General features: G+C 70.3%; 17 protein-coding genes and 1 pseudogene. 10 read left to right on the forward strand and 8 right to left on the reverse strand.

Features of this window, described 5'->3' with window-relative positions; genetic code table 11:
• Positions 1-21: 21 nt before the first annotated feature.
• Positions 22-1,203: a class I SAM-dependent methyltransferase gene (locus AAFF41_RS28665; protein ID WP_319751764.1), complete on the reverse strand. Its 1,182-nt coding sequence runs from the start codon at positions 1,201-1,203 to the stop codon at positions 22-24.
• Positions 1,204-1,313: 110 nt separating this feature from the next.
• On the opposite strand from AAFF41_RS28665, the gene AAFF41_RS28670 reads away from it, so the two are divergent.
• From AAFF41_RS28670 to groL, 4 genes are all read left to right on the forward strand, one after another.
• On the forward strand, positions 1,314-2,243 hold the full coding sequence (locus AAFF41_RS28670; RefSeq protein ID WP_319751763.1) for a polysaccharide deacetylase family protein: 930 nt from the start codon (positions 1,314-1,316) through the stop codon (positions 2,241-2,243).
• Positions 2,240-3,019: a polysaccharide deacetylase family protein gene (locus AAFF41_RS28675; protein WP_319751762.1), complete on the forward strand. Its 780-nt coding sequence runs from the start codon at positions 2,240-2,242 to the stop codon at positions 3,017-3,019. The genes AAFF41_RS28670 and AAFF41_RS28675 overlap by 4 nt, the downstream gene beginning before the upstream one ends.
• A gap of 273 nt (positions 3,020-3,292) precedes the next feature.
• Positions 3,293-3,601, forward strand: a complete 309-nt coding sequence (gene groES / locus AAFF41_RS28680) for a co-chaperone GroES (RefSeq protein WP_060901476.1) — start codon at positions 3,293-3,295, stop codon at positions 3,599-3,601.
• 129 nt (positions 3,602-3,730) lie between these two features.
• A complete protein-coding gene (gene groL, locus AAFF41_RS28685; protein ID WP_060901475.1) occupies positions 3,731-5,359 on the forward strand; it encodes a chaperonin GroEL in 1,629 nt (542 codons plus the stop codon).
• Positions 5,360-5,451: 92 nt separating this feature from the next.
• Here the strand turns inward: groL and AAFF41_RS28690 are convergent, their stop codons facing one another.
• The 3 genes from AAFF41_RS28690 to AAFF41_RS28700 form a co-directional block, all read right to left on the reverse strand.
• The gene (locus tag AAFF41_RS28690) at positions 5,452-6,159 is read right to left on the reverse strand and encodes an ester cyclase (RefSeq protein ID WP_343324827.1); all 708 of its coding nucleotides are present in this window, start codon (positions 6,157-6,159) and stop codon (positions 5,452-5,454) included.
• Between the two features lie 84 nt (positions 6,160-6,243).
• The gene (locus AAFF41_RS28695) at positions 6,244-7,017 is read right to left on the reverse strand and encodes an SDR family NAD(P)-dependent oxidoreductase (RefSeq protein WP_343324828.1); all 774 of its coding nucleotides are present in this window, start codon (positions 7,015-7,017) and stop codon (positions 6,244-6,246) included.
• Positions 7,018-7,147: 130 nt separating this feature from the next.
• Positions 7,148-7,816, reverse strand: a complete 669-nt coding sequence (locus AAFF41_RS28700) for an MOSC domain-containing protein (RefSeq protein ID WP_319751759.1) — start codon at positions 7,814-7,816, stop codon at positions 7,148-7,150.
• Positions 7,817-7,895: 79 nt separating this feature from the next.
• Between AAFF41_RS28700 and AAFF41_RS28705 the strand changes: the two genes are divergently transcribed.
• The gene (locus tag AAFF41_RS28705) at positions 7,896-8,792 is read left to right on the forward strand and encodes a LysR family transcriptional regulator (protein WP_319751758.1); all 897 of its coding nucleotides are present in this window, start codon (positions 7,896-7,898) and stop codon (positions 8,790-8,792) included.
• Between the two features lie 66 nt (positions 8,793-8,858).
• On the opposite strand, the gene AAFF41_RS28710 is transcribed toward AAFF41_RS28705, so the two are convergent.
• Complete coding sequence (locus AAFF41_RS28710) at positions 8,859-9,191, reverse strand: WhiB family transcriptional regulator (RefSeq protein WP_060901471.1); 333 nt, start codon at positions 9,189-9,191, stop codon at positions 8,859-8,861.
• Between the two features lie 388 nt (positions 9,192-9,579).
• On the opposite strand from AAFF41_RS28710, the gene AAFF41_RS28715 reads away from it, so the two are divergent.
• The 4 genes from AAFF41_RS28715 to AAFF41_RS28730 all read left to right on the forward strand — a co-directional run bounded on the left by AAFF41_RS28715 (position 9,580) and on the right by AAFF41_RS28730 (position 14,056).
• Positions 9,580-10,191, forward strand: a complete 612-nt coding sequence (locus AAFF41_RS28715; RefSeq protein ID WP_003948568.1) for a response regulator transcription factor — start codon at positions 9,580-9,582, stop codon at positions 10,189-10,191.
• Positions 10,192-10,447: 256 nt separating this feature from the next.
• Positions 10,448-11,023 carry a sigma-70 family RNA polymerase sigma factor gene (locus tag AAFF41_RS28720; protein ID WP_060901477.1) on the forward strand — a complete coding sequence of 192 codons (576 nt, stop codon included), beginning with the start codon at positions 10,448-10,450 and terminating at the stop codon, positions 11,021-11,023.
• Positions 11,024-11,298: 275 nt separating this feature from the next.
• Positions 11,299-12,804: an IMP dehydrogenase gene (gene guaB / locus AAFF41_RS28725; protein ID WP_060901470.1), complete on the forward strand. Its 1,506-nt coding sequence runs from the start codon at positions 11,299-11,301 to the stop codon at positions 12,802-12,804.
• Between the two features lie 127 nt (positions 12,805-12,931).
• The gene (locus AAFF41_RS28730) at positions 12,932-14,056 is read left to right on the forward strand and encodes a GuaB3 family IMP dehydrogenase-related protein (protein ID WP_010986406.1); all 1,125 of its coding nucleotides are present in this window, start codon (positions 12,932-12,934) and stop codon (positions 14,054-14,056) included.
• 83 nt (positions 14,057-14,139) lie between these two features.
• Here AAFF41_RS28730 and AAFF41_RS28735 read toward each other — a convergent pair whose 3' ends face one another.
• Together AAFF41_RS28735 and AAFF41_RS28740 are read right to left on the reverse strand one after the other, a co-directional pair.
• Positions 14,140-14,742 carry a hypothetical protein gene (locus tag AAFF41_RS28735; RefSeq protein ID WP_343324829.1) on the reverse strand — a complete coding sequence of 201 codons (603 nt, stop codon included), beginning with the start codon at positions 14,740-14,742 and terminating at the stop codon, positions 14,140-14,142.
• 123 nt (positions 14,743-14,865) lie between these two features.
• Positions 14,866-16,074, reverse strand: a complete 1,209-nt coding sequence (locus AAFF41_RS28740; RefSeq protein WP_319751756.1) for a nucleotide sugar dehydrogenase — start codon at positions 16,072-16,074, stop codon at positions 14,866-14,868.
• A 261-nt stretch (positions 16,075-16,335) separates the two neighbouring features.
• On the opposite strand from AAFF41_RS28740, the gene AAFF41_RS28745 reads away from it, so the two are divergent.
• Positions 16,336-18,042 (forward strand): glycerol-3-phosphate dehydrogenase/oxidase, encoded by a 1,707-nt coding sequence (locus AAFF41_RS28745; RefSeq protein WP_343324830.1) that lies wholly within the window; start codon positions 16,336-16,338, stop codon positions 18,040-18,042.
• A 136-nt stretch (positions 18,043-18,178) separates the two neighbouring features.
• Here the strand turns inward: AAFF41_RS28745 and AAFF41_RS28750 are convergent.
• Positions 18,179-18,437, reverse strand: a pseudogene (locus AAFF41_RS28750) (serine hydrolase); the annotation flags it as partial.
• Positions 18,438-18,468: the final 31 nt, after the last annotated feature.

Raw genomic sequence — 18,468 nt, forward strand, 5'->3', positions numbered from 1 at the left:
CCGCGACGCCGTGCACGCCCTCTAGGAGCGCTGGGCCGGGTGGCCGAGCAGCATCGTCGGTGCCCCCGCGACCCTGGTCAGGAAGACGGTGGCCGCGTGGGGGCCGTGCTGCTTGGGCAGGGCCTTCTTGCGGAGTTCCTCCGGCTCGACCGCCGACCCCCGCTTCTTCACCGTCAGTACCCCGACGCCCCGCTCCCGCAGCAGCGCCTTCAACTTCTTCACGTTGAAGGGAAGCCGGTCGGTGATCTCGTAGGCGGCGGCGTACGACGTCGGGCGGAGTTCGTCCGCCGTGATGTACGCGATCGTCTCGTCGACGAGGCCGCCGTCGACTTCCTCGGCGACCTCGGCGACCAGATGGGCGCGGATGACGGCGCCGTCGGGCTCGTACAGGTAGCGCCCGACCTCTCGCACCGCGGGGTCGGGCAGGCCGCGGCCGCGCAGCTCGCGCGGGCCGGGCAACAGGGTGGCCCGCACCAGCCCCGGCTCGGTGCCGAACCACAGCACCGCCTCCTTCACGTCACCGGCGTCCGAGATCCACTCGGCCTCGGCCTCGGCGGGGACCGCCTCGTGGGGGATGCCAGGGGCGATCTTCAGGGCGGCGAGCGGGGCCTTCAGGGCCGTCGCGATCGCCCACGAGAGCGGGGGCGAGTACGCCTCCGGATCGAAGATGCGGCCGCGTCCGCCGCGCCGCGCCGGGTCCACGAAGACCGCGTCGTACGCCTCCGTGCCGACCTCGGTGACATCGGCCTCGCGCACCTCGATCAGGTCGGCGAGCCCGAGCGCCTCGGCGTTCGCGCGCGCCACCGCCACCGTCAGCGGGTCGCGGTCGACGGCGAGGACGCGGATCCCGGCACGGGCCAGCGCGATCGCGTCGCCGCCGATGCCGGAGCACAGGTCGGCGACCGAGCGCACACCCAGGGACCGCAGCCGCCGCGCGCGATGGGCTGCGACCGTGGTGCGCGTCGACTGCTCGACCCCGTTCGGGGTGAAATACATCCGCTCCGCGTCCTCGGCGCCGAACTTCGCCGCGGCCCGCTGCCGCAGCCGCGCCTGCCCGAGTGCCGCCGAGACCAGGTCGGCCGGATGGTCGCGGCGCAGCCGGGTGGCGACGGCGAGCTCCTGGGCCGGTTCGGTGCCGCGCACCTCGTCGAGCAGGGCGCGGCCCTCGGGGGTGAGGAGAGAGGCGAAGGAGACGTCGTTCACCGGCCCATTGTCGGTCAGCGCGGGTGGGTGTGGGCCAGTCGGTGGACGGTGCGTCCCCGGTCGCGGTGTCGGAGCCCCGGACGAGCGGTGGCCTGCGAGGATCCGACACCATGCGACCAGTACGACAAAAGTACAAAAACAACGCAAAGAGGGTGCGCGTGTGGGGCGGGGTGGCCGTCCTCGCCGTCGCCGCCCTCGCGTCCGGTTGCGCCGACGACGACACCAACGGCGCCCGTCCCGTCGAGGGACCCCAGCAGGCGCTGCACGCGCCCCCGGCCCGCGCTCTCGACTCCTACGCCGCCAGACTCCGCGCGCAACAGGCCGCCCGGGCCGTCGCGGCCAAGCACTGGGGGCTCGCGAAGGTCCCGTTGGCCGCGCCGCCGGCCCCGGCGAGGAAGCCGGTCATCGGACCCCGCGACGGCTTCGAGGTCACCGATCAGGAAGAGCTCGGCCTGCCGCCGGTCTTCACGACCGTCCCCACCAAGGACAAGGTCGTCTTCCTCACCATCGACGACGGCTCCGAGAAGGACCCGGCGTTCCTCAGGATGATGAGCGACCTGAAGATCCCGTACACCGCCTTCCTGAGCAACTACCTGGTCAAGGACGACTACGGGTACTTCCGGAAGATGCGCGACCGGGGCGTCACCCTCAACAACCACACCCTCACCCACCCCTACCTGCCGGGGCTGTCGTACGAGGAGCAGCGGGACGAGATCTGCGGCATGCAGGACATCATGGAGAAGCAGTTCGGCAAGCGTCCGAAGGTCTTCAGGCCGCCCTACGGCAACTACAACCAGGACACCCTGCGTGCCGCCAAGTCCTGCGGCATCAAGTACGCGCCGATCTGGGACGAGGAGGTCTTCGTCGACCACTGGGAGTACCGCGACTGGGACCGCGACCTGCACCCCGGCGACATCGTCCTCACCCACTTCCGCGGCAGGGAGGACTGGGACGGCACCATGCCCGACATGGTCCGCCGATTCCTGAAGCTGGTCACCGACAAGGGGTACGCGGTGGCACGGCTGGAGGACTACCTGTGAGAACGCGGGCGCTGGTCGCGGGGGCGCTCACCGCGGCGCTCCTGACCAACTGCACCGGCTGTGCCCAGTCCGTCGACCCGATCGAACGGCTGGGCAAGAAGGCCGCGCAGGAGGTGCGCAGGTCCAGGCCGAACGGCCCGACCCCGGCGACGTACCGGCACTGGGGGCTGCCCACCCCGCTCGCCGCCGCGCCGCGGCAACCCGCCCGGCCCGCCCTCCGCGGCGCGGCGCCGGGGCTGGCCCCTGTCGTGGACCGCGTACACACCCGCGACAAGGTGGTCTTCCTGACGTACGACGACGGTGCCGAGCGCGATCCGCGGTTCGTCGACATGGTCCGTGACCTGCGGCTGCCGGTCAGCATGTTCCTCACGGACAGCGTCGTCGGGCCGGGGTACGGGCACTTCGCCCAGCTGCGGACGGTCGGCGCGAGCGTGCAGAACCACACCCTGCACCACGCCTCGCTGCGCGGACTGCCGTACGCGGGCCAGCGGGCCGAGATCTGTGGCCAGCAGGAGAAGCTCAAGGCCCGCTTCGGCGTCCGCCCCCGGCTCTTCCGTCCCCCCTACGGCACCTACGACACCACCACGCTGCACGCCGCCGCCGACTGCGGGGTCGCGGCCGTCGTCCTCGGCCGGGAGCCCGACGCCCGCCGTCTGCGACCGGGTGACATCCTCTCCGGCTTCGAGGAACCCAACCTCACGGAGGCGACGATCAGACTCCTGCGGCGCATCCAGGCGGAGGGCTTCACACCGGCGCGCCTGGAGAACTACCTCTAGACCTTCGAGAGGGCAAGGGCTTGAGGGTGGCTCGCGCCGTGCGCCCCGGGCGCGCCGACACGCGCGCTGGGTGCCCAAAAACCCCACGCCACGCCGGACGCTTTGGCACTCCGCTTGACCGAGTGCTAACCGCGGTCATAGTCTCGGCCCTGGCACTCCCCCCTGGAGAGTGCCAATAGCGACGGGCAGGTCCGGCACCCGCGACGACGGATCCACCTGGTCGCCACCTCAGACAGTTAACCCCGTGAGATCTCCGAAGGGGGAGGTCGGATCGTGACGACCACCAGCTCCAAGGTTGCCATCAAGCCGCTCGAGGACCGTGTTGTGGTCCAGCCGCTGGACGCCGAGCAGACCACGGCTTCTGGCCTGGTCATCCCGGACACCGCGAAGGAGAAGCCCCAGGAGGGCGTCGTCCTCGCCGTGGGCCCGGGCCGCTTCGAGAACGGCGAGCGCCTGCCGCTCGACGTCAGCACCGGCGACATCGTGCTGTACAGCAAGTACGGCGGCACCGAGGTGAAGTACAACGGCGAGGAGTACCTCGTCCTCTCGGCTCGCGACGTGCTCGCGATCATCGAGAAGTAGTTCGCCGAGCTTCACCGTTTGACCCAGTTTTGCAGTGAACTGCGCCCCTGGCCCCCGCGACCATAACCAGCCGGGCGTCGGGGGCGCGGTTCGTTCACCCCAGTTTTCCGAGAGGGCTGAATCGCTCCCATGGCGAAGATCCTGAAGTTCGACGAGGACGCCCGTCGCGCCCTCGAGCGCGGCGTCAACAAGCTTGCCGACACGGTGAAGGTGACGATCGGCCCCAAGGGCCGCAACGTCGTCATCGACAAGAAGTTCGGCGCACCCACCATCACCAACGACGGTGTCACCATCGCCCGCGAGGTCGAGCTCGACGACCCGTACGAGAACCTCGGCGCCCAGCTGGTGAAGGAGGTGGCGACCAAGACCAACGACATCGCGGGTGACGGTACGACCACCGCCACCGTGCTGGCCCAGGCGCTCGTCCGCGAGGGCCTGAAGAACGTCGCCGCGGGTGCCTCCCCGGCGCTGCTGAAGAAGGGCATCGACGCGGCCGTCAAGGCGGTCTCGGACGAGCTCCTCGCCACCGCGCGCCCGATCGAGGAGAAGTCGGACATCGCCGCCGTCGCCGCGCTGTCCGCCCAGGACCCGCAGGTCGGCGAGCTCATCGCCGAGGCGATGGACAAGGTCGGCAAGGACGGTGTCATCACCGTCGAGGAGTCCAACACCTTCGGCCTGGAGCTGGACTTCACCGAGGGCATGGCCTTCGACAAGGGCTACCTGTCGCCGTACATGGTGTCCGACCAGGAGCGTATGGAGGCCGTCCTCGACGACCCGTACATCCTCATCCACCAGGGCAAGATCAGCTCCATCCAGGACCTGCTGCCGCTGCTGGAGAAGGTCATCCAGTCCAACGCCTCCCGGCCGCTGCTGATCATCGCCGAGGACGTCGAGGGCGAGGCCCTGTCGACCCTGGTCGTGAACAAGATCCGCGGCACGTTCAACGCCGTCGCCGTGAAGGCCCCCGGCTTCGGTGACCGCCGCAAGGCCATGCTCGGCGACATCGCCACCCTCACCGGTGGTCAGGTCATCGCCGAGGAGGTCGGCCTCAAGCTCGACCAGGTCGGTCTGGACGTGCTCGGCAGCGCCCGCCGTGTGACCGTCACCAAGGACGACACCACCATCGTCGACGGTGGCGGCAACTCCGAGGAGGTCCTCGGCCGGGTCAACCAGATCAAGGCCGAGATCGAGAACACCGACTCCGACTGGGACCGCGAGAAGCTCCAGGAGCGCCTCGCGAAGCTGGCCGGCGGCGTGTGCGTGATCAAGGTCGGCGCAGCCACCGAGGTCGAGCTCAAGGAGAAGAAGCACCGTCTGGAGGACGCCATCTCCGCGACCCGCGCCGCGGTCGAGGAGGGCATCGTCTCCGGTGGTGGCTCCGCGCTCGTCCACGCCGTGAAGATCCTCGAGGGCAACCTCGGCAAGACCGGCGACGAGGCCACGGGTGTCGCGGTCGTCCGCAAGGCCGCCGTCGAGCCGCTGCGCTGGATCGCCGAGAACGCCGGCCTGGAGGGTTACGTCATCACCTCCAAGGTCGCCGAGCTCGACAAGGGCCAGGGCTTCAACGCGGCCACCGGCGAGTACGGCGACCTGGTCAAGTCCGGTGTCATCGACCCGGTCAAGGTCACCCGCTCCGCCCTGGAGAACGCCGCCTCCATCGCCTCCCTGCTCCTCACGACCGAGACCCTGGTCGTCGAGAAGCCGGCCGAGGAGGAGGCCGACGCCGGTCACGGCCACGGCCACGGGCACTCCCACTGAGTCTCGTACTCCCGAAGAAGCCCTCGTTCCGCACGGAACGGGGGCTTCTCCCGTACGCGGCACCACCGGCTACCGCGTCACCGAGCACCGCACTACTGCTCCAGCTCGTCCAGCGCCCCCAGTTGAGCCAACAGCCCCAGCCGGTCGTACTGCCACCAGCCCTCGGCGATCTTCCCGTCCTCCTGGCAGCGGAAGACGGTCGTGCCGGTCATGGTGACCTGCTTCCCGGTCGCCGGGATCCCCATGAAGTCGCCCTTGTGGGTACCGTTCCAGGCCCACCGGGTGCAGACCCGGTCGCCCTGGGTGAGCTGGTCCTCGACGGTGAACGTGAAGTCGAAACCGCCGCGCCACATCTCGATCTCGCGTCGCATCGCGTCGAGGCCGATGGTGTCCTGCTCGTTGGCGGGATCGTGGTCGTGGTAGCTCTCCACCATCAGACCGTTGAGCGGCGGCAGTTCACCCGGGCCGGCCAACGTCTCGAAGAACCTGCGGATGTTCGCCGCGAACAACTGCTCGTCCCGCACCACGTCCAGGTCGGTGAACGTCGGCAGCCCGTCGCAGAGCGCCACCATCTCCTGGAAGATCCTTTCGGTCTCGGGGAGGTTCGAGTTCCGCATCGCGTCCTCGAACGAGGGGAACTCCACGATCTCTACGAAGTGGGTCGCGTCGGAGCGGTCCTTGCCGATCACACTGTGCGTCGCGGTCCGCTTGCCCCTGGTCCTCTCGACCCATGTGTCCATCAGCTGGTTCATCTCGTCGAACCGGCTGGTCCTGCAATCGATGAGCTGTACGAATGTCATGGCGTCGCCTCCGGCCCCCTGGGTCCGGTTGAACACCCTCAGTTTCCCACCGGAGGGACGACACCACCCACTGCGCGGTGGCCCTTACCGGGGGCCGTACTTCCGGCCCGTCTTCGACGTGATCCCGCCCAGCAGTCCTCGCGGCGCCACCTTCACCAGGCCCATCAGCGCCTTGTAGCGGGGGTCGGGGATGGACAGCGACTTGCCGCGGGCCAGGTCCGCGAGCGCCGCCGCGACCAGCTTGTCCGCATCCAGCCACATCCAGTTCGGGATGTTGTCCGTGCCCATCCCGGCCCGCTGGTGGAACTCGGTGCGGACGAAGCCGGGGGCCAGCGCCATCAGCCGTACGCCGCTGCCCGCCAGATCCCGCGCCGCGCCCTGCGTGAACTGCACGACCCACGCCTTGGACGCCCCGTACGTACCCCGCGGCACGAACGCGGCCACCGACGCGACGTTGACGACTCCGCCCCGGCCGCGCTCCCGCATGGCCTCGGTCGCCGCCGACGTCAACCGCAGCACCGCCTCGCAGTGCACCTTGAGCATCGTCAGCTCGTCGGCCATCGACACCTCGAGATAGTGGCCCTTGTTGCCGAAGCCCGCGTTGTTGATCAGCAGGTCGACCGGGTTCTTGCGGTCGGAGAGGCGGGCGGCCACCGCATCGATGCCCTCGTCGGTCGACAGGTCGGCGGTCAGCACCTCCGCCTCGATGCCGTGCCGGTCGTGCAGTTCGGTCGCCTGCTCGCCCAGCCGCTCGGTGTCGCGCGCCACCAGCACGAGGTTGTGCCCGTCAGCCGCCAGCCGCCGCGCGAAGGCGGCGCCGATGCCCGCGGTCGATCCCGTAATCAGAGCCGTTGTCATGGCCCAAGGCTAGTGACCTGACCAGCCGCGCCGCGCGCCCGCCACCCAACGCCCATCTTGCTCCACGAGTTCCCCGCACGCCCCGGACGCCCCGCCTCGCGCCCCCGCGCCGCGCCCCCGCTCCGAGCGGCTAGCCGCTGTGCCGTGCCACGTACTTCTCCGCCATCTCCAGCAACTCCGGGTGCAGCGCGTCGCCCGCGGCCAACACCCTTTTCAGCAGCGCCCGTTCGGTCGTCTCGGCGCGGAAGGCGAGGGCGACCGTCACCTCGTGGTCGGGCCGGTGCACGACCTCGATCGGGTCGCCCGCCCGTATTTCGCCCGGCTCGATCACCCGCAGATAGGCGCCGGGCGCGCCCTTCTGGGTGAACCGCTTCACCCAGCGCTGCTCACCGACGTGCCCCTGGAACGTACGGCAGGGGATGCGCCCGCAGGTGACTTCGAGGACCACCTCGGAGCCGACGCGCCAGCGCTCGCCGATCCGCGCGCCGGACACGTCGAGCCCCTGGGTCGTCAGGTTCTCGCCGAACGCGCCGCTCGCCACCGGCCGGCCGAGCTCGCGCCCCCAGTCGTCGAGGTCCTCGCGCGCGACCGCGTACACCGCCTGGTCGTTCCCGCCGTGATGGCGCAGGTCGCACACCGCGTCTCCGGCGAGGCCGCTCGCGCCGACCCCCTTGGGCCCGGGTGCCGCCACCCGCACCGGCCCGCCCACCGGTCGCTTGTCGATGCCGGTCACGCCCTCGGGCTGGTCCGTGTACGGGACGGCCCGAGGACGGCCGATGTTCAGGGACAGAAGCTTCATGACAGCACGCTAGGCGATGAGAACCAAAGCAGCGACGCAATATTCGCCGCCGTACCCAAGACTCACTTATGCTCGGAAGGTGATCGAGGCCCGTCATCTCCGTGTCCTGCGCGCCGTCGCCGCCACCGGCTCCTTCTCGGCGGCGGGACGTGAACTGGGCTGCACCCAGCCCGCCGTCAGCCAGCAGATGAAGGCGCTCGAATCGTCCGTAGGCACCCCGCTGCTCGTCCGCACCGGCCGCGAGATGCGCCTCACCCAGGCGGGCGAGGCGCTGGTCCGGCACGCGGCGGGCATCATCGCGGGCCTGACCGCGGCCGAGGAGGAGGTCGCCGCGATCGCGGGCCTGCGCGCGGGCCGGGTCCGGCTCGTCTCCTTCCCCAGCGGCAGTTCCACGCTCGTCCCCACGGCCCTCGCCGCGCTGCGCGCCGCGCATCCCGGCACTCGTGTCTCCCTCGAGGAGGCCGAGCCGCCGGAGTCCGTCGAGAAGCTCCGGGCGGGGGACTGCGACATCGCCCTCGCGTTCCGCTACGAGGGAGCCGCGGGTGCCGAGGAGTGGGACGACCTGGTCGTACGGCCCCTGCTGCGGGACCGGCTCGTCGGGCTGGTCCCCGAGAAGCACCGGCTCGCGCGGGCCGGATCGGTCGCGATCGCCGAACTCGCCGGGGAGCCGTGGATCGCGGGCTGTCCGCGCTGTCGCGGACAACTGGTGGAGGTCTGCCGTGCCGCGGGCTTCGTGCCCCGCATCGACTTCGCCACCGACGACTACCCGGCCGTGGTCGGGCTGGTCGGCGCGGGCCTCGGGGTCGCGGTCCTGCCCGAGCTCGCGATCGAGTCCGTACGCCCCAAGGGTGCGCGCACCGTGACGGTGGAGCCGCCGGTGCGGCGCGAGATCGTCGCACTCACCCTGCCGGACCTGGCGCAGGTGCCGGCGGTGGCGGCGACGCTCGACCGACTCGCGCGGGCCGCGAGCCGCTGACGCCGCCCAAAAGCACGGGCACGCGTGCGCGTGCCCGACGGTGGACGGAAAAGCAGAAACGTTCCTTCAGTTGTTCGAAGCGGGATCGCCGCTCCCGGTGGTCGACGCCGCCACCAGCCGGTTGCGCGCCCGCCCCATGAGTTCCTCGCGCTCGTCCTCGGTCAGGCCGCCCCATACGCCGTACGGTTCGCGCACCGCCAGGGCGTGCGCAGCGCACTGGGCGCGTACCGGGCATCGCATGCAGACCTCTTTGGCCGAGTTCTCGCGAGCGCTCCGTGCCGCACCGCGCTCGCCCTCCGGGTGGAAGAAGAGCGAGCTGTCGACCCCGCGGCAGGCCGCGAGGAGCTGCCAGTCCCAGAGGTCCGCGTTCGGACCGGGAAGGCGGGAGAAATCTGCCATTGCTTTGTCCCCTTGTTGCCGTTCTGGGCCGCTCTGCCCACCGACCGTACATCTACGATCTAAGGAGATGAAAATATGACTCATTGCGAATCTAGCCGCAGACACCAGCAAAGGGGAAGAAAACAGGCTGAATGGGGCATAGGTTGTGATGAAACGTTGAGGGTCCGTTGCGCATGTCTGCCTCGTGTCCACGCCCTCACGTAGAGTGCCGAAGGCGACCGACTGCCCCGTAACTCTTTCGAGTGACCGTCGTTGAGAGTGCGGAGGCGGTTGAAGGAACAAGCGCTCGGGCAGACGGCAGTTCCGTCGGCGAGTGTCGACCGCACAGATGACGATTCGTACCAGCCTGGAGGCTCAAGGTGACGCGCATCAGCTGCGGAGGGCGGCCATGACATCCGTCCTCGTCTGCGACGACTCCCCGCTTGCCCGAGAGGCGCTCCGCCGAGCGGTGGCGACCGTGCCCGGCGTCGAGCGCGTGACGACGGCAGCCAACGGCGAGGAAGTCCTCCGCCGCTGGGGTGCCGACCGCTCGGACCTGATTCTGATGGACGTACGCATGCCCGGACTGGGTGGCGTCGAGACCGTTCGGCGGCTGCTGTCCGCCGACCCCGGTGCGCGCATCATCATGCTCACCGTGGCCGAGGACCTGGACGGTGTGGCGCTCGCCGTCGCCGCCGGGGCCCGCGGCTATCTGCACAAGGACGCCTCCCGCGCCGAGCTGCGCGCGACCGTGACCCAGGCGCTCGCCGACCCCACCTGGCGGCTCGCCCCGCGCAGACTGCGGTCGGCCGAGATGGGCGCGGCGCCGACGCTCACGGCGCGTGAGATCCAGGTGCTGGAAGGCATGAGTCACGGCCGCTCCAACGCCGAGATCGGCCGCGAGCTGTTCCTCTCCGAGGACACCGTGAAGACGCACGCCCGACGGCTCTTCAAGAAGCTCGGCGCCTCGGACCGCGCGCACGCCGTGGCGCTCGGTTTCCGGTGGGGTCTGGTTCGTTAGGTGAGCCGTCGCGGGGGTACGACGCACCCCGCCTACCTCATGGTGGGCGGGGCCGACAACAACGCCCGCCGAGTGCCCGCTGCTCGTTTCGCCGCGGATGCCGCATGCTTGAGGTGTGGAGTTCCTCGGGGACGAGTCGGTCGAGCGGAAGGGGAGGGCGCAGGAGATGAGTTCCGGCGCACCTGCTCATAACGCTTCGGTGCACAACTACGGACGCGGTGCCACGGACAAGACGACGCCAAGGCACCATGGACCGATGCGCGACGACGAGACGACGGTGATCGGTGCGCTCGTCCATCGCGCGGTCGACGGCGACGAGCAGGCCACGCACGACCTGCTCGCGCATGTACATCCCTTGGCGTTGCGCTACTGCCGCACCCGCCTCTCCCGGCTTCCGGGCGACGCGCGGCACTTCGTCGAGGACCTGGCCCAGGAGGTCTGCGTAGCGGTGCTCCTCGCGCTGCCGCGCTACAAGGACACCGGGCGCCCCTTCGAGGCGTTCGTCTTCGCCATCGCCGCGCACAAGGTCGCCGACCTGCAGCGCGCCGCGATGCGCCACCCCGGTTCGACGGCGGTTCCCTCGGACGAGATGCCCGAGCGCCCCGACGACTCCCTCGGCCCGGAGGAGCGCGCTCTCCTCAGCAGCGACGCCGAGTGGGCCAAGAAACTCCTGGCCAACCTCCCCGAGAACCAGCGCGAGCTGCTTCTGCTGCGCATCGCGGTGGGCCTCACGGCCGAGGAGACGGGCCAGATGTTGGGAATGTCACCGGGCGCCGTTCGGGTGGCCCAGCACCGCGCACTGAGCCGGTTGCGGGCGCTGGCGGAGCAGTAGGCGGCTCTCAGGGGCCGCCGACACCGGGACCTCCGGGGACGCTTCGGCCGACGCGACGGGTCCGCCCTCCCAAGGGGCGGACCGGTTTTTTGGCAGGCGTGGGGTTCGCGTCGTTCTGCCGCGGGGACCGGGCCCGGGCCACAGCTGAACGGCGTCGCCACCCCGCCCGTACGAACCTACGAAGCCCGAGGGCGATCCGAACCGTGGAATGGGAGACCCTTGCTTCCCGTTAGCATGGACATCCGCACCGATCAAGGCCATTTGGGGAAGGTGTCATGACTGCCAACGTCGACGGAGTGCCCGCCAAATTCGCGACACTCGGGCTGACCTACGACGACGTGCTGCTGCTGCCGGGCGCCTCCGAGGTGCTGCCCAACGCGGTCGACACCTCGTCGCGTATCTCCCGCAACGTACGTGTGAACATCCCGCTGCTCTCCGCGGCGATGGACAAGGTGACCGAGTCGCGCATGGCGATCGCCATGGCCCGGCAGGGAGGCGTCGGTGTACTGCACCGCAACCTCTCCATCGAGGACCAGGTCAACCAGGTCGACCTGGTGAAGCGCTCCGAGTCCGGCATGGTCACCGACCCGATCACGGTGCACCCGGACGCGACGCTGGCCGAGGCCGACGCCCTGTGTGCCAAGTTCCGCATCAGCGGTGTCCCCGTCACCGACGGCGGCGGCAAGCTGCTCGGCATCGTCACCAACCGTGACATGGCCTTCGAGACCGACCGTTCGCGCCAGGTGCGCGAGGTCATGACGCCGATGCCCCTGGTCACCGGCAAGGTCGGCATCTCCGGCACCGACGCCATGGAACTGCTGCGCCGCCACAAGATCGAGAAGCTTCCGCTGGTCGACGACGCGGGCGTCCTCAAGGGCCTCATCACGGTCAAGGACTTCGTGAAGGCCGAGAAGTACCCGAACGCCGCGAAGGACGCCGAGGGCCGGTTGCTGGTGGGTGCCGCCGTCGGCGCCAGCCCCGAGGCGCTGGAGCGCGCTCAGGCGCTGGCCGAGGCCGGGGTGGACTTCCTGATCGTCGACACCTCGCACGGGCACAACAGCAACGCGCTCAACTGGATGGCGAAGATCAAGTCGAGCGTGCACGTCGACGTGATCGGCGGCAACGTCGCCACCCGTGACGGTGCCCAGGCCCTGATCGACGCCGGCGTCGACGGCGTCAAGGTGGGCGTGGGCCCCGGCTCGATCTGTACCACCCGTGTGGTCGCCGGCATCGGCGTCCCGCAGGTCACCGCCATCTACGAAGCGGCCCTCGCGGCCCGTGCCGCGGGTGTCCCGGTGATCGGCGACGGCGGTCTGCAGTACTCCGGCGACATCGGCAAGGCGCTGGCCGCCGGTGCCGACACGGTGATGCTCGGCAGCCTCCTGGCGGGCTGTGAGGAGTCGCCCGGCGAGCTGCTCTTCATCAACGGCAAGCAGTTCAAGTCGTACCGCGGCATGGGTTCCCTCGGCGCCATGCAGTCCCGGGGCCAGGGCAGGTCGTACTCGAAGGACCGCTACTTCCAGGCGGACGTGGCCTCCGACGACAAGCTCGTGCCCGAGGGCATCGAGGGCCAGGTGCCCTACCGCGGCCCGCTGGCCAACGTGCTGCACCAGCTCGTCGGCGGTCTGCGCCAGACCATGGGGTACGTGGGCGCCGCCACCATCGACGAGATGGAGTCCAAGGGCCGGTTCGTCCGGATCACCTCGGCGGGCCTCAAGGAGAGCCACCCGCACGACATCCAGATGACGGTCGAGGCGCCGAATTACAGCCGTAACGACTAGCCGTCACCTGTACTGACGACTGGCCGTGCGTGTACGTGAGGGCGGTTCCGGAGGTTCCGGGGCCGCCCTTGTCGTAGGTGTCGGGGATACTGGGAGGCGCAGAAACGAAGAGGGAAAGGCCACACACGTGACTGAGATCGAGATCGGGCGCGGCAAGCGCGGCCGCCGGGCGTACGCCTTCGACGACATCGCCGTCGTCCCGAGCCGCCGTACGCGAGACCCGAAGGAGGTCTCGATCGCCTGGCAGATCGACGCCTACCGCTTCGAGCTGCCGTTCCTGGCGGCCCCGATGGACTCGGTCGTCTCCCCGGCCACCGCGATCCGCATCGGCGAGCTGGGCGGCCTGGGCGTACTGAACCTCGAAGGCCTGTGGACGCGGTACGAGGACCCGCAGCCGCTGCTCGACGAGATCGCCGAGCTGGACGCGGACACCGCGACCCGCCGCCTCCAGGAGATCTACGCCGCTCCCATCAAGGAGGAGCTGATCGGGCAGCGCATCAAGGAGGTGCGCGACTCGGGCGTCGTCACCGCGGCCGCCCTGTCGCCGCAGCGCACGGCCCAGTTCTCCAAGGCCGTCGTCGACGCGGGCGTGGACATCTTCGTCATCCGCGGTACGACGGTCTCCGCGGAGCACGTCTCCGGTGCCGCCGAACCGCTGAACCTGAAGCAGTTCATCTACGAGCTCGACGTCCCCGTGATCGTCGGCGGCTGCGCCACGTACACGGCGGCGCTGCACCTGATGCGCACGGGCGCCGCCGGTGTCCTGGTCGGCTTCGGCGGCGGCGCCGCGCACACCACGCGCAACGTGCTGGGCATCCAGGTCCCGATGGCGACCGCCGTCGCCGACGTGGCCGCGGCCCGCCGCGACTACATGGACGAGTCCGGCGGCCGCTATGTGCACGTGATCGCGGACGGCGGTGTCGGCTGGTCCGGCGACCTCCCCAAGGCGATCGCCTGCGGCGCCGACTCGGTGATGATGGGCTCCCCGCTGGCCCGCGCCACGGACGCGCCCGGCAGGGGCCACCACTGGGGCATGGAAGCGGTCAACGAGGAGCTGCCGCGCGGCAAGAAGGTCGACCTCGGCACCGTCGGGACCATCGAGGAGATCCTCACCGGGCCCTCGCACATCCCCGACGGCTCCATGAACATCTTCGGCGCCCTCCGCCGCGCCATGGCCACCACCGGCTACAGCGAGCTCAAGGAGTTCCAGCGCGTCGAGGTGACGGTCGCGGACGCGCAGCACAAGCGCTAGCGGACGCGGTACGGCGGTTCGTACGACGCCGAAGGGCCCGTCCACCATGAGGTGGGCGGGCCCTCGCGCATACCGGGGCTGGGTTACTGACCGGCCTTCTTGGCGCCGGAGAAGGCCGCGTAGGCGGCGATGGCGAAGAAGAGGAAGGTCAGCGGGTCGGCCTGGGCCTTCCAGGCTTCCTGGACCACACCGAAGTGGTGGAAGAAGATCTCGTTGAAGCCGACGCCGACCTCCTTGGCGCCGAGCATGGCCTCGCCGACCAACTGGCCGAGGTAGACCGAGGCCACCGAAAGGATCACGCTGGCGATCGGCAGGATCGGGTTGCGTCCGCCGACGCGGCCCGCGGCGAGGCCGATCAGGAAGCCGACGCCGACGGCCGCCCAGCCGATCTCGTGCTTGGTGAGTCCGATGACGACTCCGTAGACGCCCGCCGCGACCAGGGCGGCACCGACGGCGGCCGCGAGGCCGAGCCCGAGCTTGTCGCGCACCGGAGCGGCCGGGGCGACGGGGGCCATCGGGAAGCCCGGCTGGGGTGCGCCCTGCGGGGCACCCTGCTGCGGGAACCCGGCCTGGGCCGTCTCCTGCGGCGGCGCGGGCGGCCGGCCCGGCTGGTCGGCGTACGGGTTCTGGTCCGCGTACGGGTTGTCGGTCGGTGGACCGGACGGCGGCGGAGACGACTGACTCATGTGGTTCCCCCCAGGGATGTGAGCGCACACCTGGGAGCGCCCGGGACGCGGGCGCACTGGTGTGCGAGAGCTGACGCACAGTAGCAGTCGGCAGTGACATCCCGTCCAGGGGTTTCGCCGGGGTCAGAGCCGGTGCGCGGCTCCGGTCGGGGTCGCTCCCCTGGTGTCCAGCAGGAGCTGGGCCTTCACGGAGAGCCCCTGGAGGTCGTACGTGCGGTGCTGTTGGAGCAGGATCGTGAGATCGGCGTCGGCGGCGGCCTCGTAGAGGGAGTCGGCGCGCGGGACGGGGCGGCCGAGGACGTTCCAGGCCGGGATGTGCGGGTCGTGGTAGCTGACGGTCGCGCCGAGCTCCATCAGGCGCAGGGCGATCTCGTGGGCGGGCGTGCCCTGTTGGTCGGCGAGATCGGGCTTGTAGGTGACGCCGAGCAGGAGCACGCGCGCGGCGCGGGCCGATTTCCCGTGTTCGTTGAGGAGCGTGGCGGCGCGCTGGATGACGTACCGCGGCATGTGGCTGTTGACCTGCTGGGCCAGTTCGACCATTCGGAGGGTGCGGCCCGAGTGGCCCGCCAGGTCCTGGGCGATGCCGTGGCCGCCGACGCCCGGCCCCGGCCGGAACGCCTGGAATCCGAACGGCTTGGTCTCGGCGCAGCGGATGACGTCCCACACGTCGACGCCCAGGTCGTGGCAGAGCACGGCCATCTCGTTGACCAGGGCGATGTTGACGTGCCGGTAGTTGTTCTCCAGGAGCTGCACGGTCTCCGCCTCGCGGGGACCACGCGCGCGTACGACCTTGTCGGTGAGGCGCCCGTAGAAGGCGGCGGCCGACTCGGTGCAGGCGGAGGTGAGGCCGCCGATGACCTTGGGAGTGTTGGCGGGGGTGAAGTCCCGGTTGCCGGGATCGACGCGGCTGGGTGAGTACGCGAGGTGGAAGTCGCGCCCCGCGCGCAGGCCCGAGCCCTCTTCGAGGAGCGGGCGCAGGAAGTCCTCGGTGGTGCCGGGGTGGACCGACGACTCCAGGATCACGGTGGTGTGCGGGCGCAGCCGTTCGGCCAGGGTGCGGGCGGCCGAGGCCACTTGGCCCAGGTCGGGGGTGCCGTCGGGGACGGGTGGGGTCGGGGCGCAGATGACGGCGGTGCGGACTCGGCCGAGTTCGGCGGGGTTGGTGGTCGGCCGGAAGCCCCCCGAGAGCATCCGGCGCAGTTCGGCCGGTGTGAGTGAGCCGCCCTCCGGCCCGGTCTTGTAGCCGAGCGTGGGGATGCCGGCGGCGACGGCGGCCTGGGCCAGGGGCAGGCCGAGATGTCCGAGTCCGATGACGGCGAGATCTGCGGGCATGGCGTGGGCCGTCCTTCCCAATAACCGAAGCGGGACAGGTGCGCAAGCCCTGTGGACAGAACGGGCGAGCGCAATGTCAGACTAGGAGTAAATATGACCGATTCGCGGTATTGGGCGGGCGAGTTTCCGGGAGTGTTGTCCACAGGCTGGGGGCGCGTGGTGGCCGATGACGGACATCGCGGTCAGACTTTGGGGCAGGGGGACGTGAGCCGGGCGTCGCCGGACAGGTGCGGCCAGCGCGACAGACAGCGGGAGGCAGCGGTGAGGACAGCGAAACTGGGGCCGGCGGAGCGCGCCGAGTCCCTGGCGGGAATGGCCGAGCGTGAGCTGGATGTGCTGGTGGTGGGCGCGGGCGTGGTCGGTGCGGGGACGGCGCTCGACGCCGTGACGCGCGGCCTGTCCACGGGTCTGGTCGAAGCACGTGACTGGGCGTCGGGCACCTCCAGCAGGTCCAGCAAGCTGATCCACGGCGGCCTGCGCTATCTCGAGATGCTCGACTTCGCCCTCGTGCGCGAGGCCCTGAAGGAGCGTGGGCTCCTTCTGGAACGCCTGGCACCGCACCTGGTGAAGCCGGTGCCCTTCCTCTATCCGCTCCAGCACAAGGGCTGGGAGCGGCTGTACGCGGGATCGGGCGTCGCGCTGTACGACGCCATGTCGATGACGAGCGGACATGGACGCGGACTGCCCGCCCACCGCCATCTGACGCGCGCCCACGCCCTGCGCATAGCACCCGCCTTGAAGAAGGACGCGCTGGTCGGCGCGTTGCAGTACTACGACGCACAGGTGGACGACGCCCGTTATGTGGCCACGTTGGTGCGCACGGCGGCGGCGTACGGCGCGAAGGTCGCCAACCGTGCCCGCGTGACCGGATTCCTGCGCGAGGGCGAGCGTGTGGTCGGCGCCAGGGTGCAGGACGTCGAGGGCGGCGGGGAGTACGAGATCCACGCCAAGCAGATCGTCAACGCCACGGGCGTGTGGACCGACGACACCCAGGCCATGGTGGGCGAGAGAGGTCAGTTCCACGTACGGGCCTCCAAGGGCATCCACCTGGTCGTGCCGAAGGACCGGATCAACGCCGCGACGGGTCTGATCCTGCGCACGGAGAAGTCCGTCCTCTTCGTGATCCCCTGGGGGCGGCACTGGATCATCGGCACCACGGACACCGACTGGAACCTCGACAAGGCCCACCCCGCGGCCTCCAGCGCCGACATCGACTATCTGCTGGAGCGTGTGAACTCGGTGCTCTCGGTGCCTTTGACCCGCGACGACGTGGAGGGTGTGTACGCGGGACTGCGGCCGCTGCTCGCGGGCGAGTCGGACGCGACCAGCAAGCTCTCGCGCGAGCACACCGTGGCCCATCCGGTGCCGGGACTGGTGGTCGTGGCGGGCGGCAAGTACACGACGTACCGGGTGATGGCCAAGGACGCGGTCGACGAGGCGGTGCACGGCCTCGACCAGCGGGTCGCCGAATGCGTCACCGAGGACATCCCCCTGCTCGGGGCCGAGGGGTACCGGGCGCTGTGGAACGCGCGGGCGCGCACCGCGCAGCGCACCGGACTCCATGTGGTCCGCGTGGAGCATCTGCTGAACCGGTTCGGTGTGCTGGCCGAGGAGATATTCGAGCTCATCGCCGCCAACCCCGCGCTGGGCCAACCCCTTCCGGCCGCCGAGGACTACCTCAAGGCCGAGATCGTCTACGCCGCCTCGCACGAGGGCGCGCGGCACCTGGACGACGCGCTGACCCGGCGCACCCGTATCTCCATCGAGACCTTCGACCGCGGTACGCGCAGCGCCCGCGAGGCCGCCGATCTGATGGCGCCGGTGCTCGGCTGGGACAAGGACCAGATCGAGCGCGAGGTGGAGCACTACGAGAAGCGGGTCGAGGCGGAGCGGGAGTCCCAGCGTCAGCCGGACGACCAGACGGCGGACGCGGCGCGGCTGGGGGCGCCGGACATCGTGCCGCGTTGATCGGGCCCTGCTGTCGGCGAGGGCCTGCCCGGGAGTTCCAGGGGGTTCCCGGTGGCCCCGGGGTTCCCAGGAGTTCCCGTGAACGTCACTCGAACGGGTGTCGTGAGCTGGGATCTTTGCTCGAAACCCGGCCGTTCTACTGGGTGCCAGGGCAGAACTCGGCGGCGAGCAGGTCGGGTTCGAGCTCCGGGTCCTCGATCCCGTCCGTGTTCACCCGGAAGGTGAGGACACGACGGCCGTCGACGGTGGCCGCGGTGCGCACGTAGCTGCCGGACATGTGGCTGTCGTGCCCCCACACCGTGGTGCCGCACGACAGTTTCCGGATACAGACCCATGCCGTACAGGCCGTGTGCGGCGCGGGTGTCGAGCATCTCGCGCGGTTGGCGGGGCGGGAGCGCCGCGGACCTGGGGGTGTGACGGGCGGCC

The sequence above is a fragment of the Streptomyces mirabilis genome (assembly GCF_039503195.1).
GTDB lineage: Bacteria > Actinomycetota > Actinomycetes > Streptomycetales > Streptomycetaceae > Streptomyces > Streptomyces mirabilis_D.